The organism is Rhodococcus sp. D-46 (assembly GCF_011290655.1).
Classification (GTDB): Bacteria; Actinomycetota; Actinomycetes; order Mycobacteriales; family Mycobacteriaceae; genus Rhodococcus_F; species Rhodococcus_F qingshengii.
This window is the reverse complement of record NZ_JAANTF010000007.1, coordinates 37,743-59,087: the sequence shown is the minus strand read 5'-3', so window position 1 is coordinate 59,087 and position 21,345 is coordinate 37,743. Positions and strand designations below refer to the sequence as shown.

Annotated in this window: 21 protein-coding genes; 4 read left to right on the top strand and 17 right to left on the bottom strand. The window is 63.4% G+C overall.

Translation table 11 applies throughout. The features are described 5' to 3' along the window. Window positions 1-7: 7 nt before the first annotated feature. The 9 genes from purM to purL all read right to left on the bottom strand — a co-directional run bounded on the left by purM (window position 8) and on the right by purL (window position 10,355). Window positions 8-1,087, bottom strand: a complete 1,080-nt coding sequence (gene purM, locus G9U53_RS18590; protein ID WP_003940225.1) for a phosphoribosylformylglycinamidine cyclo-ligase — start codon at window positions 1,085-1,087, stop codon at window positions 8-10. 207 nt (window positions 1,088-1,294) lie between these two features. After that, the gene (locus tag G9U53_RS18585; RefSeq protein ID WP_165639040.1) at window positions 1,295-2,041 is read right to left on the bottom strand and encodes an AIM24 family protein; all 747 of its coding nucleotides are present in this window, start codon (window positions 2,039-2,041) and stop codon (window positions 1,295-1,297) included. Window positions 2,042-2,054: 13 nt separating this feature from the next. Further along, window positions 2,055-2,732: an AIM24 family protein gene (locus tag G9U53_RS18580; protein ID WP_003939918.1), complete on the bottom strand. Its 678-nt coding sequence runs from the start codon at window positions 2,730-2,732 to the stop codon at window positions 2,055-2,057. A 3-nt stretch (window positions 2,733-2,735) separates the two neighbouring features. Beyond that, entirely contained in the window at window positions 2,736-3,344 is a 609-nt protein-coding gene (locus tag G9U53_RS18575; RefSeq protein WP_003940441.1) for an AIM24 family protein, read from the bottom strand. 144 nt (window positions 3,345-3,488) lie between these two features. Next, window positions 3,489-5,066, bottom strand: a complete 1,578-nt coding sequence (gene purF, locus G9U53_RS18570; RefSeq protein WP_003940541.1) for an amidophosphoribosyltransferase — start codon at window positions 5,064-5,066, stop codon at window positions 3,489-3,491. 170 nt (window positions 5,067-5,236) lie between these two features. Further along, window positions 5,237-5,626, bottom strand: coding sequence for a sterol carrier family protein (locus G9U53_RS18565; RefSeq protein WP_007733822.1), 390 nt, complete (start codon window positions 5,624-5,626; stop codon window positions 5,237-5,239). Continuing rightward, window positions 5,626-6,282 carry a CPBP family intramembrane glutamic endopeptidase gene (locus G9U53_RS34195; protein ID WP_007733821.1) on the bottom strand — a complete coding sequence of 219 codons (657 nt, stop codon included), beginning with the start codon at window positions 6,280-6,282 and terminating at the stop codon, window positions 5,626-5,628. The genes G9U53_RS18565 and G9U53_RS34195 overlap by 1 nt, the downstream gene beginning before the upstream one ends. Then, the gene (locus tag G9U53_RS18555) at window positions 6,279-8,063 is read right to left on the bottom strand and encodes an alpha/beta-hydrolase family protein (protein ID WP_162114540.1); all 1,785 of its coding nucleotides are present in this window, start codon (window positions 8,061-8,063) and stop codon (window positions 6,279-6,281) included. Before G9U53_RS18555 ends, G9U53_RS34195 begins: the two co-directional genes overlap by 4 nt. Before the next feature lie 3 nt (window positions 8,064-8,066). Then, complete coding sequence (gene purL, locus G9U53_RS18550; RefSeq protein ID WP_003940379.1) at window positions 8,067-10,355, bottom strand: phosphoribosylformylglycinamidine synthase subunit PurL; 2,289 nt, start codon at window positions 10,353-10,355, stop codon at window positions 8,067-8,069. 250 nt (window positions 10,356-10,605) lie between these two features. Between purL and G9U53_RS18545 the strand changes: the two genes are divergently transcribed. Further along, the gene (locus G9U53_RS18545) at window positions 10,606-11,583 is read left to right on the top strand and encodes a Dyp-type peroxidase (RefSeq protein ID WP_081558361.1); all 978 of its coding nucleotides are present in this window, start codon (window positions 10,606-10,608) and stop codon (window positions 11,581-11,583) included. 25 nt (window positions 11,584-11,608) lie between these two features. On the opposite strand, the gene G9U53_RS18540 is transcribed toward G9U53_RS18545, so the two are convergent. Both G9U53_RS18540 and G9U53_RS18535 read right to left on the bottom strand, forming a co-directional pair. Then, complete coding sequence (locus G9U53_RS18540) at window positions 11,609-12,901, bottom strand: M18 family aminopeptidase (protein ID WP_073512791.1); 1,293 nt, start codon at window positions 12,899-12,901, stop codon at window positions 11,609-11,611. 87 nt (window positions 12,902-12,988) lie between these two features. Next, window positions 12,989-13,342, bottom strand: a complete 354-nt coding sequence (locus G9U53_RS18535; RefSeq protein ID WP_165639039.1) for a VOC family protein — start codon at window positions 13,340-13,342, stop codon at window positions 12,989-12,991. A gap of 67 nt (window positions 13,343-13,409) precedes the next feature. On the opposite strand from G9U53_RS18535, the gene G9U53_RS18530 reads away from it, so the two are divergent. After that, window positions 13,410-14,015, top strand: a complete 606-nt coding sequence (locus tag G9U53_RS18530; RefSeq protein WP_165639038.1) for a hypothetical protein — start codon at window positions 13,410-13,412, stop codon at window positions 14,013-14,015. A 12-nt stretch (window positions 14,016-14,027) separates the two neighbouring features. Here G9U53_RS18530 and G9U53_RS18525 read toward each other — a convergent pair whose 3' ends face one another. From G9U53_RS18525 to G9U53_RS18515, 3 genes are all read right to left on the bottom strand, one after another. Next, on the bottom strand, window positions 14,028-14,624 hold the full coding sequence (locus tag G9U53_RS18525; RefSeq protein ID WP_124567832.1) for a CatB-related O-acetyltransferase: 597 nt from the start codon (window positions 14,622-14,624) through the stop codon (window positions 14,028-14,030). A gap of 126 nt (window positions 14,625-14,750) precedes the next feature. Beyond that, window positions 14,751-15,980, bottom strand: coding sequence for an acyl-CoA dehydrogenase family protein (locus G9U53_RS18520; RefSeq protein WP_007733810.1), 1,230 nt, complete (start codon window positions 15,978-15,980; stop codon window positions 14,751-14,753). 91 nt (window positions 15,981-16,071) lie between these two features. Then, window positions 16,072-17,373 carry an alpha/beta hydrolase-fold protein gene (locus G9U53_RS18515; protein WP_030535234.1) on the bottom strand — a complete coding sequence of 434 codons (1,302 nt, stop codon included), beginning with the start codon at window positions 17,371-17,373 and terminating at the stop codon, window positions 16,072-16,074. A gap of 69 nt (window positions 17,374-17,442) precedes the next feature. Between G9U53_RS18515 and G9U53_RS18510 the strand changes: the two genes are divergently transcribed. Next, the gene (locus tag G9U53_RS18510) at window positions 17,443-18,054 is read left to right on the top strand and encodes a phosphoribosylanthranilate isomerase (protein WP_058037744.1); all 612 of its coding nucleotides are present in this window, start codon (window positions 17,443-17,445) and stop codon (window positions 18,052-18,054) included. Here the strand turns inward: G9U53_RS18510 and G9U53_RS18505 are convergent. Continuing rightward, on the bottom strand, window positions 18,042-18,953 hold the full coding sequence (locus G9U53_RS18505) for a hypothetical protein (protein ID WP_165639036.1): 912 nt from the start codon (window positions 18,951-18,953) through the stop codon (window positions 18,042-18,044). The genes G9U53_RS18510 and G9U53_RS18505 overlap by 13 nt on opposite strands. Window positions 18,954-19,162: 209 nt before the next feature. Between G9U53_RS18505 and G9U53_RS18500 the strand changes: the two genes are divergently transcribed. Continuing rightward, window positions 19,163-19,936 (top strand): SDR family oxidoreductase, encoded by a 774-nt coding sequence (locus G9U53_RS18500; RefSeq protein WP_003940420.1) that lies wholly within the window; start codon window positions 19,163-19,165, stop codon window positions 19,934-19,936. An 18-nt stretch (window positions 19,937-19,954) separates the two neighbouring features. Here G9U53_RS18500 and G9U53_RS18495 read toward each other — a convergent pair whose 3' ends face one another. Both G9U53_RS18495 and G9U53_RS18490 read right to left on the bottom strand, forming a co-directional pair. Then, on the bottom strand, window positions 19,955-20,386 hold the full coding sequence (locus G9U53_RS18495) for a nuclear transport factor 2 family protein (RefSeq protein ID WP_003940510.1): 432 nt from the start codon (window positions 20,384-20,386) through the stop codon (window positions 19,955-19,957). After that, entirely contained in the window at window positions 20,383-21,306 is a 924-nt protein-coding gene (locus tag G9U53_RS18490) for an alpha/beta hydrolase (RefSeq protein ID WP_165639035.1), read from the bottom strand. Before G9U53_RS18490 ends, G9U53_RS18495 begins: the two co-directional genes overlap by 4 nt. Window positions 21,307-21,345: the final 39 nt, after the last annotated feature.

The window sequence follows — 21,345 nt, the reverse complement described above, 5'->3', positions numbered from 1 at the left end:
TTGCGGTCTAGAAGCGCGGGTGGTCTCCGGCCAGGAACGCACGCTCTGCAGCGGCGTCCGACGCCTTCTTGACGCTACCGAGCGTCCAGCAGTCGATGTGGCGTGCGGTGAGGACGGCAAGTGCGCGGTCGACGTCCTCGGGTGCGACGACGGCGACCATGCCGACGCCCATGTTGAACGTCTGCTCCATCTCGGCGCGCTCGACGCGTCCGCGCTGCGCGATCATGGCGAAGACCGGAGCGGGGCTCCAGGTTCCGCGATCGAGTTCGGCGACCAAGCCCTTGGGCATGACGCGCGCGAGGTTGTTGGCGAGGCCGCCACCGGTGACGTGGCAGAACGTGCGCACGTCGGTCTCGGCAGCGAGTGCCAGGCAGTCCTTGGCGTAGATCTTGGTGGGCTCGAGCAGCTCCTCACCGAGCGTGCGGCCGAACTCGTCGACGTGTGCGCTCAGGTTCATGCGGTCGATCTCGAGCAGGACCTTGCGGGCCAGTGAGTAACCGTTGGAGTGCAGTCCCGAAGAACCCATCGCGATGACGACGTCGCCGGGGCGAACGCGATCCGGTCCGAGCAGCTTCTCTGCCTCCACGACGCCGACACCGGTGGCGGAAAGGTCGTAGTCACCGTCGGCCATGATGCCGGGGTGCTCGGCGGTCTCGCCGCCGAGGAGAGCGCAGCCGGCCTGGATGCAGCCCTCGGCGATTCCGCTGACCAATTCCGCGACGCGCTCGGGGATGACCCGGCCGACGGCGATGTAGTCCTGGAGGAACAGCGGCTCGGCGCCACAGACGACGAGGTCGTCGACAACCATGGCGACGAGGTCGAGTCCGACCGTGTCGTGCTTGTCCATCGCCTGCGCGACAGCGAGCTTGGTTCCGACGCCGTCGGTCGATGCGGCGAGCAACGGCTCCTTGTAGTCACCCTTGAGGGAGAACAAGCCGGCGAAACCACCGAGGCCACCCATGACCTCGGGGCGGCTGGCCTTCTTGGCCAGAGGGGCGAAGAGTTCCACCGCCCGGTCGCCTGCGGCGATATCGACTCCTGCTGCCGCGTAGGAGGCGCCTGCGGTGCGGTGACTGTCCTCGGTCATCGGGTTACTACTCCAGCCTTGTATTTCTCGCGAGCACGTATTGCTCGTGCACAGGTAAGTGGTCTTGCAATGTGAAGTGTTTGCAATCCTCGTGACGCGAGATGGATCGTTCGACTCGAGACCCAGAGCGCGCACACAAATACCGACGATTACGCCCATACGCTACCGGACCGGCCCCCTCGGTGAGACCTCGCGTACCCCGAGACGTCAGTTCTGCAGCCGCGCACCGATCGAGGCGTGCAGTGCGCGCAGACTGTTCTGCCCGAGTGCGACCGTCTCGGATTCGATGTGTTTGAGGAGGTGTCCGTCGTGGACGACCTTCTCGCTCGACTGGATCAGTACCGTCCCGGCTCCGGTGAAATCGAACTGGCGTTCTTCGCCGGTATTCGCGCCGAACATGCTTCCGCGAACCGCGCCCAGGAAGCTCTGCATCCAGTCGGCATCGAAGTGGTGGGACGGCGACGGGCAGTCGGCCCAACCCACCAACGCCTGCGGGTCGATGCGCAGCGGCGGCTCCGCGAACATGACCGGGCCATTGGACGACGCCAGGAACTTGCCTGTCCCCAGTAGCGTCAAAAAGCCTGGGACGATGGACTGTTTGAGGTCCAGGCTCGTCTCGAAGGCGAGGAGATTGGCCGCGCGAATCGTGAGGTTGCCGTCGTCGAGGTCGTAGGAATTGATGTTGAATCCGCGGTCCCCGAGGATCAACTTGCCCTGTCCCTGAGCGAGCACCCAGTCGTCCGCGTAGAGCGGTGAAGAAAACCTGGCCGCGACGATCGCCGTCATGCTCGTGCGCCCGAGCGGCTCGAAGTTGATGTTTCCGTAGTACGCGATCATCGCACCCTTGGACGTGAACCACGGTTGTCCGGCCATCTCGACGCAGAAGGCGTAGTCGTTGCCCGGGACGTTGTCGTTGGCGGGCAGAGATGCCGGATTGTGAATTTCGATACCCATGCTCTGTGCCCTCTCAGAACTTCTGCTCGGACGCCTGGACCCAGACGGTGCCGGCGCCGGTCATCTTCAGCTGGATGGACTCCCCCGAGCCCTTGCCGACGGCCTCGCGCCAACCGACGTTCGCGGAGATGTCGACGTTGATCTGACCGATGTGGCACACGTATGCCTGCGGGTCGACGACGACCTGAGGATTGTTCGGACCGACCTGCAACGGAATCGCGCCCCCGTGCGAGAGAACCGCGACGCTTCCCTGGCCGTGCAACTGCGTCGTGAACAGTCCTTGACCGGTCATGGCGCCGCGTACTGCTCCGCGCACACCGCCCTGCGACGTGAGAGCGACTATCGAACTCTGGAGGTAACCGTCGTGTGCGAGGAGTCGGTCGGCTTCGACGGTGAGCATTGACGACCCGTCGAGGTGGATGACCTCGACGTACAAGCCGGCGTGCCCGTAGAAGACCTCACCGTTTCCCTCGGCCGCCATCATGCGTGCGTGTTCGCCGGACATCATGCGGCCGGCCATCCCGGCGATCCCGCCCATGTTCGGCATGGCGCCGGGCCCACCGCCCATGCTGTGCGGGATGAAGCGGACGTCGCCGGTGTAGTAGAGCATCGACCCGGTGCGGGCGAGCACGTTCTGTCCCGGTGCGAGGGTCGACTTGACGACCTTGCTGTTCACCAATTCCAACGGCATGGGTCAGCGCTCCTCAGGCTGGATGTAAACGACACCGGATCCGTCGAATCGCAGCGAGAACGCTTCACCGCTGCCACCGCCGATCGCGGAGCGCCAGGTGACGTCGGTGACGAAGCTCTGGTTCAGCTGACCGCGGTGAGCGACGAAGGCGTCGGGATCGGCAACCAGCGGATACTGCGGGCTGACTTCGAGCGCGATGATCGGTCCGCCCTTCGACAGCACCGCCACCAGACCGGTGCCGCTGACGACCGTCGTGAACAAGCCCTGTCCGGAACCTGCGCCGCGGAGGCCGGCAAATTTCACATCGGTTCGCAGCTGTCCGACCAGTGCGAGCAATTGTGAGGCTTCGACGTGCAAAGCGTCGTTGTTGAGCTCGATGATCGTGATGTCCTGGGCGTCGACCGCGAAGTAGACGGTGCCTTGTCCGCTGACTTCCATCAGGGACAGTGATTCACCTGCCGCCTTCTGTTTCAGCGCGGCACGTAACCCACCGCCACCGCCCATTCCGGCGTTCTTGAAGGTAATCGCACCCTCGTACGCCACCATCGAGCCGTTGATCGCTTTGATGGTGTCCCCCACCAGGTCTGCGACCAGGACCCGGTGCCCATCCATTCTCAGTTGCGCCACGGAGGGCACTATGCCAGATGCTCACGACGTATGCCGTGTCGTGGAACAGAAAGTCGTGAACAGAAAATCTGCCGCCCACATGCTGTGGACGGCAGATTCTCGGCTGTCGAATTTCAACGATTCTGACGTTCAGGGGCGGCTGAGCGCGCTCGCATTGTCGTTGTCGCGAGTGGCCGTCGAACCTGCGGTGCTCTCGAGCATCCCCTCGAGGACGTTCTTGCCGATCGAGGTTTCCTTGGGAAGCGCGATCGGGTAGGTCCCGTCGAAGCACGCGGCGCACAGACGGCTGGCCGGCTGCTCGGTGGCGGCGATCATGCCCTCGGTGGAGATGTATCCGAGGGTGTCAGCTCCGATGGAACGACGCACGCCGTCGAGCATTTCCTCGAACGTCGCGTCCTGTCCGCCTGCGCCGTTGGCAATCAACTCGGCCGGTGAGGCGAAGTCGATACCGTAGAAGCAGGGCCACTTGACCGGCGGCGAGGCGATACGGACGTGAATTTCGAGGGCGCCGGCTTCGCGGAGCATCCGGATGAGCGCACGCTGAGTGTTACCGCGGACGATCGAATCGTCCACCACCACAAGCCGCTTGCCGCGGATGACTTCCTTGAGCGGGTTGAGCTTGAGCCTGATACCGAGCTGACGGATCGTCTGCGACGGCTGGATGAAGGTACGGCCGACGTAGGCGTTCTTCATCAAACCCTGGCCGTAAGGAATGCCCGAACCCTGGGCGTACCCGACGGCTGCGGGGGTGCCGGACTCGGGAACAGGGATGACCAGATCACCTTCGGCGGGATGCTCGCTGGCGAGCAGACGGCCGATCTCGACGCGGGTCGAGTGGACCGAACGGCCACCGATGACGCTGTCGGGACGCGCGAGGTAGACGTACTCGAAAACACAGCCCTTGGGAGTCGGATTCGCGAAACGTGAGGAGCGAACGCCGTCGGCGTCGATCGCAAGCAGCTCACCGGGTTCGATGTCGCGAACGAACGACGCACCGACGATGTCGAGTGCTGCCGTCTCGCTGGCGACTACCCAACCGCGGTCGAGTCGACCGAGGCAGAGCGGGCGGATGCCGTGCGGATCGCGCGCTGCGTACAGCGTGTGCTCGTCCATGAAGGTGAGGCAGAACGCGCCCTCCAACGTGGGAAGCAATTCCATTGCGGCCTGTTCGATGGTGCTGTCGCCGGCAGCGTGTGCCAGGAGACCACCGATGAGGTCGGAGTCGGAAGTCGCTGCGTTGGGGCGCTTGTCGTTGACCAGGCCGGCTGCACGGGTGCGGCTCGCGAGTTCAGCGGTGTTGACCAGGTTGCCGTTGTGGCCGAGCGCGATGCCGGTACCGGCAGTGGTGGTACGGAAGATGGGCTGCGCGTTCTCCCACGTCGTGGAACCGGTGGTGGAGTAACGGCAATGTCCGACGGCGACGTGACCTGGCATCGCTGCGAGGGTCTGCTCGTCGAATACCTGGCTGACCAGGCCGAGATCCTTGAACACCAGCACCTGGGAGCCGTCGGCTACCGCAATGCCGGCAGCTTCTTGACCACGGTGCTGAAGTGCGTACAGGCCGTAATAAGTGAGCTTCGCCACATCCTCTCCCGGCGCCCAGACGCCGAATACACCGCATTCTTCGCGGGGCTCGTTCTCGTCCTCGTCGGACGGGTTCGAAGCGAGGAGATTTGGACTGTTGACCGACAGATCGGCACGAGTCACCGGGCGCTCCCTTTGTGGGCAGGGGTTGGGGGGCATCCACAGTCTACGGCCATTTTGGGACTCACTTCCCCTGAGGGCTGCCTTGGGTCTCAGATCACGCCGAAGCGAACCGGATGGTCTCTCTCTGTTACTGCGTCAACCACTCTGTCACTGCGCCAACCCCTCTGTTGCTAGGTCAACCGCAGCAGTGGGAGCCAGTGCGCAATTTCGGGAGCGCGGCTACCTGAGGCGTCGACTCTTCCGTCACCTGAGGCCTCGGAGAACTCGAGCAATCCGGTGACCATCTGCAACCACGTCCGAGCGTCCGTCTCGACGACGTTGGGCGGGGTTCCGCGCGTGTGACGCGGACCTTCGATGCATTGCACCGCAACAAACGGTGGGACCCGCACCTCGACGCTCGATCCGGGGGCGATCTGTTCGAGAGTGCGCGCACTCATCTTCACTGCCGCACCGAGTTCACTGCGCGAAGGCTTCGGCAGTTCCGGATCTCGAAGCCACGGGCCGACGGCCAGGACGGCGGCACGAAATTCGGCGGGGTCGACGGCGCGGCGGGGCGGCATCAGTTCACTCCCTGTCTGCGAGTAGCGATACGAACGGCAAGTGCGCCACCGGCATTCGTGGCCAGGTGCAGCAGGGCGGGGGCAAGTACGCTGCCGCCACGGCGGTGCAGCCACTCGAACAGCAATGCCGAAGCGCCGGTGAACGCCACTGCTGCGGGAACGTTGTCGCCGGCACCGCGAGCGGGAGCGACGTGCCACAGCCCGAAGGTCAGTGCGTGAACAGCCTGCGCGGTCGGCCTGTTCAGTTCGCGGCTCCAGACGGCCGACATCGCGCTACGGAACAACAGTTCCTCGGAGAGCACCGTCCCGAACGGGATGTGCAGGATGATCCATTCGAGGAAGTCTTCGCGGCCGTCTGCTCGCTCGTCGGCAGCGAGAGTCGCGCGCAAGGACGGAACGGCCAAAGCGACGCTGTAGCCGGTAAGGACCGCCCCCGCCGCGGCTCCGCCGAACTGAGCACCACCACGAATGCCGGTGTGCGCCAAGCCGAGTTCCTCGCGGGTGTAACCACGTGCGAGTAGGACTCCGATGGCCGACAGACCGGCCGCGGTGTTGACCACGGCGCGGGCTCGGGGCGAAAGACCGAATGCCGGAAGCACGACGTTGCTCCAGGTGATCGCGGTAGCGGAGAGCGCGATCGAGGCGACTCCCCTCACTTCTCGGGGCCCTCTGATTTCACGGCGACAACCAATGCCGACCGCACTCGCTCGGTTTCTGCGGCCGTCCACCCCTCGGGCTGGGCAACGCTGATCCAGGCGTCCAGAACGGAGGTTCCGTAATTGTGACCATGGCCGTCCGGAACTCCCGCGGCGTTGCCGAGGTCGGCCGACACCTGCCAGAACGTCACGACCGGGAACCATTTCATCGACGGCGAGCGGTCGAAACCGGGCACTTCCTTGAGCCACTCGGGCCGATTGAACATGAGGTCGGGTGACCACCACACCACTGGATCGGAAGGGTGCTGGACAAACAGAACCCGCGGCTGCGGCCACGTCATCCCGTCGGTCGGAATGTCTTCGGAGCGATCCGCGAACCGCACGCCGGCCAAGCCGTCCGCGTAGACAGGAGCTACTTCGGGAGTGCCTGGATCGCGCCTCTTCTCGATCGAACGCCACAACTGCGTCGCGTTCGGCGGGCCCACCCACAGAATTCCGTCGGCGGTATCGCGCGCCGCCTGCAGTGTGTCGAAGGCTCCGGCGCCGGCCATGACGCCGAGGCTCTCGCCGTAGACCATGAACTTCGGCCTGGTGGCTTCCGGTTCCTGGAGCCATCTTTCGTGTACCCGCTCGATCAACAGGCGTCCGGCAGCTTGCGCCTTCTCCTGGTCGGCGAGGAACGAGATCCAACTCGGCAAGTACGAGTACTGGCTGGCGACAAGAGCAGTGTCGCCGTCATGCACAAGTTCGATTGCCTGTGCCGCAGTGGGATTGACCCACCCCGTACCCGTCGTCGGAATGACCACGAGGACCTTGCGTTGGAAGGCGCCGGTTCGCTCCAGCTCCTTGATGACCAGATCCATACGCTCTTCGGGATCTTCGGCGCTTTCAAGTCCGGCATATACGCGAATCGGATCCATCGCAGGCTTACCGGTTGCCGCTTCGAGTTCCTGCGCGTCGAGTCCGCGCGAGACGAAGTTTCGTCCCTCGAACCCCAATGTGTCCCAGGGAGCGGCTGATTCGGGGCTACCCGATTTCATCGGATCCTGCGGTTCGACGACGCCGTCGCGAGTGGTCGAGTTCTGCAGACTGAAGATCGAGTTGGTCGCTGCATAGATTCCGCGGACCAGGACGCCGTCGACCAGCATGAAGAACAGGACGGTGACAACCAGGGCACCGACGCCATTGGCCACCGACCGTGACCAGTGGAACCGCCGCATCAGCTGTCGGGCAATCAGTTTCACCAGATCGTGGAGGACCCGCCAGATCGAGATGAGCAGGCCACCGACGAGCAGGCTCAGTCCGAGGGTTCGGATGTAGCCGGAAGTGGTCGTGCCTTCGGCATCGGTCAGTGCCGCGATTTCACGTTGCCACCCGGCCGCGTAGACCAGCATGATGATCGCCGCGACGATGGACGCGACCGGAACGAAGACCTTGATCGCGGAAGGCACCGGCTCGGGCAGTGGCCACCACCGTCGCCCGCTGAGCAGGTATCGCTCGACAGCCCAACCGATCGCAGTACCGACGCCGTAGCCGATGGCCGAGTTGATTCCGCCGATCAGACCTTGGAAAAGCCAATCACGCGGCAACAGCGAAGGGGTCAACGACCAGCAGAAGAAGAACGCGGCAAACGCGATGCCGGTGAAGTCGAGTTTGAGGAGCCCCCACGCCCACTCGGTGAAGCGGTTGTCGAGCTTCTCGAGGGGTGCGGGAACAGCCAGCCGCAGGTGGTGTTCCTGCGGCTGGCTGTCAGAAGAAGTCAGTTCTCCGGAATCGACCATCTATCACCCGAACAGTGCGGGCAGCGTTCCCTCGAAGGCCTCACGGAGCTTGGCCATCGTGACGGAGAAGTGTCCCTGGACCTCGACGGAGTCGCTGCCCTCGTCGACGACCCCGATACGCGTCCACGGCAAGCCGCGGGCGGTGCACATACCGGTGAAGCGAGTCTCCTCGGTACGCGGAACTGCAACGAGGACACGTCCCGACGATTCCGAGAACAGGGTCACGAACGGATCTGCGCCCTCGGGAATCAGGATGCGGCAACCGGTTTCGCCGGCCAGCGCGGCTTCGACGACAGCCTGGGCCAGTCCACCCTCGGAGAGGTCGTGGGCTGCGGTGACGAGACCGTCACGCGAAGAGGCGAGCAGAATGTCGGCGAGCAGTTGCTCACGGGCGAGGTCGACCTTCGGCGGCACGCCACCGAGGTGACCGTGCTCGACCTGCGACCAGATGGAGCCGTCGAACTCGTCGTGGGTGTCGCCGAGCAGGATCAGCGTCTCGCCGGGCTCGAGTCCGAGGCCCGTCGGGATGCGGCGGTGAACGTCGTCGATCACACCGAGGACGGCAACCACCGGCGTCGGCAGGATTGCCGTGGATCCGGTCTGGTTGTAGAAGCTGACGTTGCCGCCGGTGACGGGGATGCCGAGGGTGGCGCAGCCGTCGGCAAGGCCGCGAACGGCCTGCTGGAACTGCCACATGACACCCGGGTCCTCGGGAGAACCGAAGTTCAGGCAGTTGGAGACGGCCTTGGGCGTTGCGCCCGTGACTGCCACGTTGCGGAAAGCCTCGGCCAACGCGAGCTGCGCACCGGTGTACGGGTCGAGCGCGGTGTAGCGGCCCGAAGCGTCGGTGGACAGTGCGATCCCGCGTCCGGTCTTCTCGTCGATGCGGATGACACCGCCGTCGGCGTTCTCGGCCAGGACGGTGTTTCCGCGGACGTAGCGGTCGTACTGCTCGGTGATCCACTTGCGGCTGCACAGGGCAGGCGAGGCGATCATCTTCAGCAGGGTCGCTTCGAGCTCGGCGTCGGTTTCGGGACGCTTCAGTCCGGCAGTCGTATTCGCGATCAAGGCATCCTGCGTTGCCGGACGCTCGACGGGGCGGTGGTAAACCGGACCCTCGTGCGCGACGGTGCGCGGGGGAACGTCGACGACGGTCTCGCCGTGCCAGGAGATGGTGAGGTGCTCACCGTCGGTGACCTCGCCGATGTCGGTGGCCAGGACGTCCCACTTCTTGCAGACCTCCATGAACGCATCGACGTTCTCGGGCGTGACCACGGCGCACATGCGCTCCTGCGATTCGCTCGAGAGCACCTCGGCCGGGGTCATTCCGGTGGCGCGCATCGGAACCTTCTCGAGGTTGATGTGCATGCCGCCGTCGCCGGCCGCGGCCAGCTCGGAGGTGGCGCAGGACAGCCCGGCGCCGCCGAGGTCCTGGATGCCGACGACGAGGCCGGCCTTGTAGAGGTCGAGACAGCATTCGATGAGCACCTTCTCGGTGAACGGGTCGCCGACCTGAACCGCGGGCAGCTTCTTACGTCCGCCGGTGTCTCCACCCTCGTCGTCGAACGTCGCCGACGCGAGGACCGAGACGCCGCCGATTCCGTCGAGACCGGTGCGTGCGCCGAACAGGATGATCTTGTTGCCCGCGCCCGAAGCGAAGGCCAGATGCAGATCCTCGACGCGCATGACGCCGGCAGCGAGGGCGTTGACCAGCGGGTTACCTGCATAGGACTCGTCGAAGACCGTCTCGCCGCCGATGTTCGGCAGGCCGAGGGAGTTTCCGTATCCACCGACACCACGCACGACACCGTCGACGACGCGACGGGTATCGGGGGCGTCAGCAGCACCGAACCGAAGCTGATCCATGACGGCGATCGGACGAGCACCCATGGCCATGATGTCGCGGACGATGCCGCCGACACCGGTCGCCGCACCCTGGTAAGGCTCGACGTACGACGGGTGGTTGTGGCTCTCGACCTTGAACGTGACTGCCCAGCCGTCACCGATGTCGACGACGCCGGCGTTCTCACCGATACCGGCCAGCATGTTGGCGCGCATCTCGTCGGTGGTGGTCTTGCCGAAGTATCCGAGGTGGACCTTCGAGGACTTGTACGAGCAGTGCTCGCTCCACATCACCGAGTACATCGCCAGTTCGGCGTCCGTGGGACGGCGGCCCAGGATCTCCTTGATGCGTGCGTATTCGTCGTCCTTGAGACCGAGCTCCTTGAACGGCTGAGCGGCATCGGGATCAGCCGATGCGTGCGTGACGGTATCGACCTGGTGAGCAGACACTGGAGAGTGGTCCCTTCCCTACGGGAGTCAAGAGGCAAGCCGGCGCGGAGCGGGACACCACGAATGTGCCCAACGAAAGAACGTGCCGGGGGACAGTCTATCGGTGTGGGCCGACGACTTCCGCAGACGGCAGCACCCGCAACACCTCCGGGCCTGCGAAGTATCGCCCGTCACACCCGCCCCGGTTGGGTGATCCGGTCGGTTTTCCTAAAGTCAGGGCCGGCCCACTCTCTCCCTCGAAAGGCCTCGCATGCCCCAGGATGTTCGTCAGTCCGACCTCACGGCACAGTCCCAGTCGGTGACCACTCCCCTCACTCCGGCTGCAATTTTCCTGGTCGCGACCGTAAATCCGGGTGGTGAGAACACCACACGAGAACTACTCGCCGACGTCGCCGGCCTGCAGCGCGCCGTGGGGCTGCGCGTCCCCGGATCAGGTTTGGATGTGGTGACAAGCATCGGTTCGTCGGTTTGGGATCGACTGTTCGCCGGTCCGCGCCCCGCGCTACTGCACCCGTTCGCCGCTCTACAGGGTGACGTTCACTCGGCGCCGTCGACTCCCGGCGATCTGCTCTTCCACATCCGCGCGATGAGCATGGATGCGTGTTTCGAGGTGGCTCGGCAGATCACGAAGCGACTGCACGGCGCAGCCACGGTGGTCGACGAGGTTCACGGCTTCCAGTACTTCGAGAACCGAGACCTCATCGGCTTCGTCGACGGCACCGAAAATCCGGTGGGCCGCGACGCCGTCGCCGCCGTGACTGTCGGAGACGAAGATCCTGCGTTCACCGGAGGAAGCTACGTCCATATCCAGCGCTACGTCCACAAGATGCGGGACTGGGAAGCAATCACCGTCGACGAGCAGGAACGTGTGATCGGACGCAGCAAGCTCGAGGACATCGAGATGACGTCCGAAGTGAAGCCGGCCAACTCGCACGTAGCCCTCAACGCAATCAAGGACGAGAACGGCAAGGCTCTCGAGATCCTGCGTGCCAACATGCCGTACGGGCGCCTCGGTGACGACGAGATCGGCACCTTTTTCATCGGCTACTGCCGCACGCCGGCGATCACCGAACGGATGCTCGAGAACATGTTTCTCGGCAACCCTCGCGGCAATTACGACCGTCTGCTCGATTTCTCGACGGCCGTGACGGGCTCGATGTTCTTCACTCCGAGCGCCGACTTCTTCGAGGATCTACCGGCTGCACCCGCTGGGCTCTCAGCCGTTTGACTGCCCGCTCCCAGCTACCCACCCTCTAACTACGCGGCGTGAGGAACGCACCGAGCGCGTCGGCATACATGCGGACATCTGCCGCGCCCATCAGCTCGCGGGCAGAGTGCATCGCGAGCTGAGGCGCGCCGACGTCGACGGTGGACAGTCCGGTGCGTGATGCCGTGATCGGTCCGATGGTGGAGCCGCACGGCAAATCGGCGCGGTGGACGTAGCGCTGCATCGGCACTCCCGCCTGATCGCACGCGAGCGCGAATTCGCCGGCACCGGCCGCATCGGTGGCGTAGCGCAGGTTCTGGTTCACCTTGAGTACCGGCCCACCGTTGATCTCGATCCGATGAGCGGGCTCGTGGCGGTCCGGGTAATTGGGGTGCGTCGCGTGTGCCATGTCGCCCGACGCGCATACCGAGCCGGCCATCGCCTGCAGGAATTCTTCGCGGCCACCACCGCGTCCCAACACGATCCGCTCGAGCACGGTGTTCAGCAGGTCCGAGAAAGCTCCGCGATCGGACATGCTGCCGACCTCTTCATGATCGAAGAGAGCAAGCACTGGGACCTGCTGACCGGGCGACTCAGCCGCGGCCAAAAGTGCTTGTGTCCCTGCATAACACGTGCCCTGATTGTCGAGCCTGGGGGCGCTGACCAATTCCTTGTCCACCCCCACGACTGCGCTGGGCGCAAGGTCGTGTGTCATCAATTCCCAGCCGAGAACCGACGACGCGGCTACACCCGCACGCTCGGCGACAAAGCCGATGAACGACTTGGGCTTCGAACCCACGCCCCAGATTCCGTTGACGTGCCTCTGCGGATCCAGCGTCACACCCTTGCGATCTTCGGACAGGTGGATAGCCAGCTGCGGAACACGAAGAATCGGGTCGTCGATGCGAACCAGCTTCTGCTCCACAGTGTTTCCCACCCGGACACTCAATCGTCCGGAGATACCGAGATCGCGGTCGAGCCAGGAGTTCAGCCACGCACCGCCATACGGTTCGAGGCCCACCATCTGCCACCCGGCCGAAGTGAGGTCGGGATGCTGTTTGACCCGCAGGTTGGGGCTGTCGGTATGACCTCCGACAATCCGGAACGGAGCGGCGTTTCCCACGCCCTCGGTGCTCCAGGCGATCAGCGAACCGCCTCGCACGAGGAAGTACCGTCCGGGCTCGGCTGGCCACGACTGCGTTTCGTGGACTTCGACGAACCCGCCGGCCGTCAGCTCGGTCGCCACCGTCGCGCACACATGGAACGGCGACGGTGACGAATCGACGAAGCTGCACAAGCCGTCTGCGTCGGCCCCGGTCCGAGAAGTCTGAGAAGTCATGCCCCTCATCATGCCCGAATCGGTGTCCGCGAAATCAGTGGGCACGAAATCAGTGGGCGGAATCGGGCGAGCTCAGAACCTGTCAGCTCAGGCGTGAGGACCCGACACGCAGAACTGATTCCCATCAGGATCGAGGAGCGTCACCCAGCGGAAACCGTCCATGTTCTCGCGGTGGTGCTCAGTTGCCCCGGCCTCGACGAGCCGCGCCACCTCGGCGTCGAGATCCGGACTCCCCAAATCGAGATGGATGCGATTCTTACCGGCGGTGGGGTCCGGGACCTTCTGGAATGCGAAGTTGGTGGCGCTGTCAGGGACCGCGACGATGTAGAACCAACCGTCGTTCTCCTCGACGATGTTTCCGCCCAACTGCTCCGCCCACCACGTTGCGAGCGGACCGGGATCGAGACTGTCGAAAGTGATCATGCCGAGTGTGAGAGTCATGCGCACAAGCTAATGCAAGCCACCGACAAAAAGTCTTGATCTCGGGCTGAGATGAGACGATCCTCGAATGCGATTCACGACGCTGCGCGACCGTGTTGCAGAACCACTCTTCGCAGTTTTCATCGCGACCGGATTACTCCTGAGCGTCCTCGGAGTGCTCGCCTGGCGATTTGCCACGCCATCCACGCGAACAGAACATGTCGGAATCCAACCCCCACCACCGCCGCCGATGGAGGACGGCAAGACCGGATACATGTGGGTGATCGACGGCTACAGCTACTCTGACGCGCCACATTGGTTCCCCGCAACTGCGTGGTTTCTGACAGTCGGAACCGCTGTCGCCGTTGCCGTCTCGGCGATACTGAACGCGACGGGATGGCGGCTGGCCCGTGACACACGCGGTAAAAAATTTGCTCTTCCGCTTGCACTTTCAGCTTTCGGCACAGCCTACGGACTCGCGGTCGCCGTTGTCGGACGAATCTGGCCGCCCACCTTCTATTCGGTGGTCCTTCCCGAACCTCGTGACCCGCAGAAGCCCTACCCCGAATCGGCCATCATCCACTTCGACCTCGAGCCGAACCTGATCACCTTCACCGCAACAGGTCTTGCCGTCGGCCTTCTCGCGGCCGCCCTGCTTTATGTCCGGAACTACTCGCTCATTCGATCGAACTAGCAGATCGGTAGATCACTCGACCGCTTCGAGTTCCGCGACACTCCCGTCCGAGATCACCCGGACGTGGCGGGTGATCTTCTCGATCGGCCAGTCCCACCACGCAATTCGCACCAACTTCTCGATGTCTTCGGCACTGAAGCGGCGCTTGATCTCCGTTGCCGGGTTGCCGCCGACAATTGCGTAGTCCGGGACGTCGCGCGTTACGACGGCGCCAGTGGACACGATCGCCCCGTGACCGATCCGGACACCGGGCATGACTGTCACGTTCCCGCCGAACCACACGTCGTTCCCGACGACGGTGTCACCGCGTGACGGCAGATCCTGCACCAAATCCATGTGCCTGGCCCAATCACCGCCCATGATCGGAAACGGGTAGGTGGAGACACCGTTCATACGATGGTTCGCGCCGTTCATGATGAAGGTGACACCGGTGGCCAGGGCGCAGAACTTGCCAATCACCAGTTTGTCGGGACCGTAGTGATGCAACACGTTTCGAGTCTCGAACTCTTCGGCGAACTCCGGATCGTCGTAGTAGGTGTACTCCCCTACCTCGATCAACGGGTTGTCGATCAACGGCTTCAGCAACACCACTCGCGGTTGCCCGGCCATCGGATGAACATTTGTGGGATCCGGCGCGTTCACTGCTTACTCCGATCCGTCGGCGCGGTGTCGCCGACCGCAGCAAGACTATCTGGTTCCTGCTGCGATCGACCGACAAGCGAAAACGTACCGGTGTCAGCCCAGGAGACCCTTGGCGATATGGGTGACCTGAATTTCGTTGCTGCCCGCATAGATCATGAGCGACTTGGCATCACGCGCCAACTGCTCGACTCGGTACTCGGCCATGTAGCCGTTTCCACCGAACAGCTGCACGGCTTCCATCGCGACCTCGGTCGCTGCGCGCGAGGAGTACAGCTTCATCGCCGACGCCTCCGCCAGGCTCACTTTGTCTCCGGCTGCGGTGCGCTCGATCGCATTGAAGACCATGTTCTGCACGTTGATTCGAGCGACCTCCATCTCGGCGAGCTTGAGCTGGATGAGCTGGAACTGCCCGATCTCGCGTCCCCACAGTTTGCGGGACTTCGCGTATTCGATACTCAGACGGTGGCATTCGTTGATGATGCCGAGAGACAGGGACGCGATGCCGATGCGTTCGGCGGCGAAGCTCTCCTTGGCGCTGGATTTGCCGTCCGACTTTCCGCTGTCCTCGGTCTCGCCGAGCAGACGGTCCTTGGTGATGCGGACGTTGTCGAAGAACAGCTCACCTGTGGGTGAGGAGTTCATGCCCATCTTCTTGAACGGCGGGCTCTGGGTGAGACCCTCCATGCCCTTGTCGAGGATGAAGGCGAGCACCTTGCGATCGCGACGATCAACCGACGCATCGCCCTCGTCGAGCTTTGCGTACACGATCATCACGTCGGCGTACGGACCGTTGGTGATGAAGGTCTTGTTGCCGTTGAGAATGTAGTCGTCGCCGTCGCGGCGTACGTAGGACTTCATGCCGCCGAAGGCATCCGAGCCGGAGTCCGGTTCGGTGATCGCCCAGGCGCCGACGGTCTCGAATGTCACCAGGCCGGGGAGCCAGCGTTCCTTCTGCGCGAGTGTGCCGCGGCTGCGGATAGTTCCGGCGGCCAATCCGAGGCTGACACCCAACGATGCGACCAGGCCGAGGCTGACTCCGGCCAATTCGCTGTTGAGCACGACGCCCATGCTGCCGGCGCCGCTGAAGGCGCTCGACTTCTCACCGTCACCGGAGGGCGCATCGCCGCGCTCGCGTGCCAGCGACTTCTCGAGGCCCTCGCGTGCCATGTCGGCCAGACCGAAGGTCGAGTACAGCTTGCGAATGATGTCGAACGGCGGCAGCGCACCGCTTTCGAGCTCGTCGACGTGAGGTCGCACCTCTTTGTCGATAAAGCCCCGCAAGGCGTCGCGGAACATCAGGTCGGTGTCGGACCACTCGTACATGTGCCTGAACTCCAGTCGGTGAACGATCGAGAGACTGCCGAACGGCAGCCACACACCGAATATAGAACACGTTCCAAAACCGGAACAGGATTCAGCTGATCAGTCCCATTCGCTGCGAGATCCACGTCAGCTCCTGCTCGACGCCGGCCGACCACACCGAAAAGCTGTGACCACCGGGAAGCTCGAGATACCTGGCGTCCATTCCGGCCGCTTTGGCCGCTTCGTACACCTTTTGCTGACCGGGCTTGAACTCATTGTCATCTGTTCCGACGACGAACACTCCGCCCGAGTTCGGGAACTTCCGAGTCGCCAGCAGGTCCATCGGATTCACCTTCACGAACGCCGCTTCGTCGCCGCCGAATATCTCGTCGACGGTTCGCTGTCGGTCACCGAGCGAAGGCTCCAATTGACCGGACAGATCGAGGAATGTCGGGTACACCTCGGGGTAATTGGTCGCCATCTGCAGTGAGCAGGTGCCACCGTAGGAGAGCCCGCCGATTGCCCACGCTCGCGGATTCGTGTCGATCTGGAACGCATTCGCCACCGCAGCGGGCAAGTCCTTTGCCAGATACGTGCCGACCTTGCCCTGTGACGAGTCGGTGCACAGCGGATTGGCCATCTGCGACCCTGTTCCATCGGCTATCACGACGACTGGAGCCAACCCCTCGTGATCTCGTGCAAAGGCATCCATTGTCGCGGTCAGCTTTCCGCCCTGGAGCCAGTCCTCGGGCTTGCCAGGCTGACCTGCCATGAGCACGAGCACGGGAAGAAGCGGACGCGGATTGGTGAAGTACGACGGCGGCAGATACACCTGCGCGTCGCGCGCGGAGAATCCTGAAATCGTCCCGGGGACAGGCAAAGTCGTGACCCGTCCGCGAATCGGCATGCCCTCCGGCGCTTTCCACACAGTGTCGGTGGGATCGCCGGTGACAACAGGATCGGTCGGACCGGGAACTTCACTGAGTGAGATGCGGTCGAAATCGTCGTGTCCGAACGCAATTCCCACAGTCGGATACGCGGCGAAAACCAGATTGATCTGCGTCGCGGCAGTGATGACGACCAGAACCGTCGCGATCACGGACAGGAGCGCTTTCGCGACGGTTCCGCCCGCCTTGATTCGCGGCCCGAGAAGTAGCAGCGCGTAGATACCGAGACCGATCCACACGTAGATCGACATCTCGATGGGATCGGGGAACGGCACGATCACCTTTTCGACGGTGATCCACACGGCGATCATGATCACCAGCGCAATCAGCCCCGCGATCGGCACCGCTCTGCGGTAGTACCAGCGCACGTTCGAACCGAGCAGCCACACGCCACCCAGGACCCCAAGGACAGTCAGGATCACCGGCAGCGGTCCCGAGATCAAACTGATTCGGTAGAGCCAGTCCACGTCAAACCTCTCGCGCGTAGAAATGTCGCACGCACGAGGCTAGACGACGACGCTAGTACTCTGTATCAGGTGACATTCATCAAGGTCTGTGGCCTACGCGACGTTGACACGGTCGACCTCACGGTGGGCCTGGGCGTCGACGCCATCGGTTTCGTCTTCGCCGAGAGCGTCCGCAAAGTCGACCCCACACTCGCAGTCGCTCTGCTCGCGCGAGTTCCCGATCACATCCGTGCAATCGGAGTCTTTCTCGGCAACCCGATCGGACAGATCCTCGAGATCGCGAAGATCACCGGGCTTCGCACCGTACAGGTTCACGATCTTGTCGACGCCGAGCAAGTGCAGCGGCTGCACGATGCCGGCCTCACCGTCATCCGCGCGGTCGTCTCCAGCAACGTCCGCGACGGTTACAATCTCGACCTCGGCGAGGACGAACTCCTGATCGACGGCGCAGACGCCGGATCAGGGGTGCCGTGGAACTGGGCCCAACAGCAATCGCGCCCGCAAGGCAAGTGGATCCTGGCGGGCGGACTGTCCCCGGACAACGTTCGCGACGCACTCGATGCCACCGGAGCCTGGGGCGTCGACGTCTCCAGCGGCGTCGAATCCTCCCGCGGCGTCAAGGACCACGCGTTGATCGAGAAGTTCGTGAGCGCTGTCCGCCAGACCGATCACTCGAAATAGGACGCGTAGTCACTGAAAGCGACTTGACCGGTGGGACTCGCTTTCACGGCGTCGGCAACGGCAGGCGGAATGGGAGCCCAGTGCGCAGGCATGGCCGCCGCCAGTGACGGCTTCAAGATGTAGAGCAGTGCGAAGTTCACTATCCAGAGCGGCGGTGCCATCGACATGCCGACTTCCGAATTCACATCGCCTTTGGTGTTGGCCACCAGCTGCGCTGCTCCCGAAATCTGTTGCGCTGCAAATCCGTAGACTGCCTGCACCGTGTATGCCGACTGATAGAGCGCAATCAGAGTGTGCGTTGCACCGTTGTTGCGCAACCAGGTGCCCACGAAACCGCCAGGGGCGATCAGCGTATTCACCTGTCGCGTCGGCGCATCCGCGTTGGCCGGACTCTCCAGCAATCCGTCGGGATTCACGTACAACCCGTAACTGGCCAGAACCGACGGCGTAGTGCCGGAATAGAGGGGCCGCCCGTTCGTATTGGTGAGAATCCGGGCGCATTCGTCGATCACCTCGGCATCCTCGAGATTGCCACCGACCCCACCACCGGCCATGAGGTCGCGATACTGCTCCTCGGTCAAAGCGTCGGCTTGCTCGAGTCCGATCTGCGCGGCAATCTCTTCCGCAGTCTGCTGACCGAGTGGCTGGTTGAGTTGATCCGGAGTAGTCATCTGCGTGGGCGCGACGCTCTCGTAGACCGGTGCCCCGGCAAAAGGGATCACGAACCCGGTATCGACATTCTCTGCAACCGGTTGCGCGCCGGCCATCTGAGTGGTGGCAAACGAAAGTACGCACACCCCAACCAAAGCCAGAACCGAGACGGTCCCGCGATGAGACCGTGCTCCACGTCTACAGCCCTCGCCTGAGAAAGCCTTGCCTGCAATTCCATTGCCGCGCATAGGTCAACCTCCCGGAACGCAGTCGGGCGAATCAACTCGAGCTTGCATCTCAGTCAAACGCTGTGAACAGCGCCGTGTCAAGACACAGGTCAGGTCGAGGCACGGCGACAGCTCGCTCGATACAGGCGACAGCTCGCCCGCTACAGTGATGCTTCCATCTGAAGTGACCTCACCCCATTTGAATTGCATGACATCTCTGGAGGCGAGCAGTGTCTGACAAGCGCGGGACCGTATTGATCACCGGTGTCGGTCGGAGCAAGTCGATCGGAGCGAGCCTCGCATTGGGCCTTGCCGAGGATGGTTGGGATCTGGCTATCGGCTACTGGGAGCCTTACGACGAACGCGTCGGGTTCGGGCGCGGAGCGCACGATCCGCAAGACATTGCCGAGAAGTGTCGCGCACTCGGAAGCCGTGTCGACCTGGTTCCCGGAGATCTGGCCTCGCCCGACGTGGCCGATCAGCTCGTTGACGCTGCCGCAGCGCGGAACGACCTCCGTGGGCTGGTGCTCTCACATTGCGAAAGCGTCGACAGCTCGATCCTCGATACCACCGTCGAGAGCTGGGAACGACATTTCGCCGTCAACGCTCGCGCCTCCTGGCTGCTGATCAAAGCGTTCGCTGAACGGCTTCCGGAACAGCGCGACGTCAGTCAGGTGGCCGGGCGGATCATCGCACTCACCAGCGACCATGCGGCCCACAATCTTCCGTACGGGGCCAGCAAGGGCGCTCTCGACCGCATCGTCATCGCCGCCGCAGTCGAACTTGGATCACGCGGCATACGCGCCAACGTCGTCAACCCAGGACCTATCGACACAGGATGGATGACACCCGAGATCAGACAGGCCACAACCCTCCAGACGCCTGCCGGCCGGCTGGGTACTCCCGGCGACACTGCAAACCTCGTTCGGTTTCTGATGTCCGACGCCGGAGGCTGGATTACGGGACAACTCCTTCACTCCAACGGCGGATTCAGTACGAACTGAGCCTTGGCCGGACTCAGTTCAGGCTTTGTAGGTCGGTAGCGTCTGCCCGAGCCTCTTACCCATTTCGGCAGCCAAAGCCGCGAGCCCGCTGGCCGGACGCACCATGACCTCGAAATCGACGATCTTGCCGTCCTCGTCGAATTCGACCATGTCGATTCCCTTGAGACTTTTGTCGCCGATGTTCGCACTGAATTCGAGCACGACCTGTCGACCGTTGGCTCCGGCGAACTGACGGTGGTACTCGAAGTTCTCGAACACCTGGATCACCGTATTGAGAATGAGCACAACGGCATCCGCGGACTGGTACGGCTTGAATCCCGTGGGCGATCGGAACTGCGCGTCGGGCGCGACGATCGTCGGTAGCGCCGACAGATCGCCGGTTTCGATCATGGTGTGCCACAACTTCAGTGCAGCTTCGACTTTCGGTTCGAGCGTCAATTCCGTGCTCATGCTTCTACCCTTCCCTCGACGTTACCTGCCGCTTGATTTACCGGCACTTGACTTGCGACGGACCACGCACTCAACACAGTTCGCACCCCGGTCACGAGTTGCAACGGCTGATCGATCATGACGTGATGTCCGGCTTCGGGAATCTCCGCCACGATGGCCTCCGTTCCGAACAATCCGCGCATGTGCTCCATGAGTCGATCGGACACGATGCCGTTCTCGGCTCGGAAATAGGCTACGCGGCAACGTGGTTCACTGTCGAGAACATCTTCGGCGCCTACTCGGAGAAAGAAATTCGGATCGAACTTCCACGACCAACCGCCCTTGACTTCCTCCATCGACGTGGCCGCCACATGGTCACGCACCGCAGGCAGACCCGAATCCTGCGGCGGAACGAAGCGGAACCGGCCCATCGCGTCTTCCCTGGTGGGATAAACCTTCTTGGGGCCGAACGCATTCTGGCGTCGAGCCGCCTCCTCTTCGGGCGTACGCGCCTTGAGCGGAGAATCGATGATGACAACCCCGTCCAACAGTTCGCCATGCAGATGCGAGGCCACGAAAGAAACAATCCCACCCATACTGTGCCCCACCAGAATCGGCTTGCCGTCGATTCCCCCTGCCTCGGCCGCTGCCAGCACTTCGCGAGCCCACTGGGACATCGCGTAGGCGTCGCGAGTGTCACTGTCGCCGTGGCCCGTCAAGTCGAGAGCGACGACGCGGCGCCCCTCGGCGAACTGCGGCGCAATGTGGTCCCACCAGCGACTGTGGGCTGCGCCGCCGTGAATCAGCACGATTCCCGGCCCCGCCGGCCCCCAAGCCCGAAAGTGCACCGAGGCGCCCTCGACCTCCACCGACCCCGTCTCGACCGGCGCTGCCAACGCCCGAGTGAACCAACCAGGCGCGTCTTCGACCACATTGCTCATCGATCGAACATACATAGTCGTCAATCGGTTCATCCAACT

Bases quoted from the DNA above. Each gene is read 5' to 3' on its own strand.
- purM (WP_003940225.1), bottom strand. From the start codon at position 1,087: ATGACCGAGGACAGTCACCGCACCGCAGGCGCCTCCTACGCGGCAGCA.
- G9U53_RS18585 (WP_165639040.1), bottom strand. From the start codon at position 2,041: ATGGGTATCGAAATTCACAATCCGGCATCTCTGCCCGCCAACGACAAC.
- G9U53_RS18580 (WP_003939918.1), bottom strand. From the start codon at position 2,732: ATGCCGTTGGAATTGGTGAACAGCAAGGTCGTCAAGTCGACCCTCGCA.
- G9U53_RS18575 (WP_003940441.1), bottom strand. From the start codon at position 3,344: ATGGATGGGCACCGGGTCCTGGTCGCAGACCTGGTGGGGGACACCATC.
- G9U53_RS18565 (WP_007733822.1), bottom strand. From the start codon at position 5,626: ATGCCGCCCCGCCGCGCCGTCGACCCCGCCGAATTTCGTGCCGCCGTC.
- G9U53_RS18555 (WP_162114540.1), bottom strand. From the start codon at position 8,063: ATGGTCGATTCCGGAGAACTGACTTCTTCTGACAGCCAGCCGCAGGAA.
- G9U53_RS18545 (WP_081558361.1), top strand. From the start codon at position 10,606: ATGCCCCAGGATGTTCGTCAGTCCGACCTCACGGCACAGTCCCAGTCG.
- G9U53_RS18540 (WP_073512791.1), bottom strand. From the start codon at position 12,901: ATGACTTCTCAGACTTCTCGGACCGGGGCCGACGCAGACGGCTTGTGC.
- G9U53_RS18535 (WP_165639039.1), bottom strand. From the start codon at position 13,342: ATGACTCTCACACTCGGCATGATCACTTTCGACAGTCTCGATCCCGGT.
- G9U53_RS18530 (WP_165639038.1), top strand. From the start codon at position 13,410: ATGCGATTCACGACGCTGCGCGACCGTGTTGCAGAACCACTCTTCGCA.
- G9U53_RS18525 (WP_124567832.1), bottom strand. From the start codon at position 14,624: ATGGCCGGGCAACCGCGAGTGGTGTTGCTGAAGCCGTTGATCGACAAC.
- G9U53_RS18520 (WP_007733810.1), bottom strand. From the start codon at position 15,980: ATGTACGAGTGGTCCGACACCGACCTGATGTTCCGCGACGCCTTGCGG.
- G9U53_RS18505 (WP_165639036.1), bottom strand. From the start codon at position 18,953: ATGCGCGGCAATGGAATTGCAGGCAAGGCTTTCTCAGGCGAGGGCTGT.
- G9U53_RS18495 (WP_003940510.1), bottom strand. From the start codon at position 20,386: ATGAGCACGGAATTGACGCTCGAACCGAAAGTCGAAGCTGCACTGAAG.
- G9U53_RS18490 (WP_165639035.1), bottom strand. From the start codon at position 21,306: ATGAGCAATGTGGTCGAAGACGCGCCTGGTTGGTTCACTCGGGCGTTG.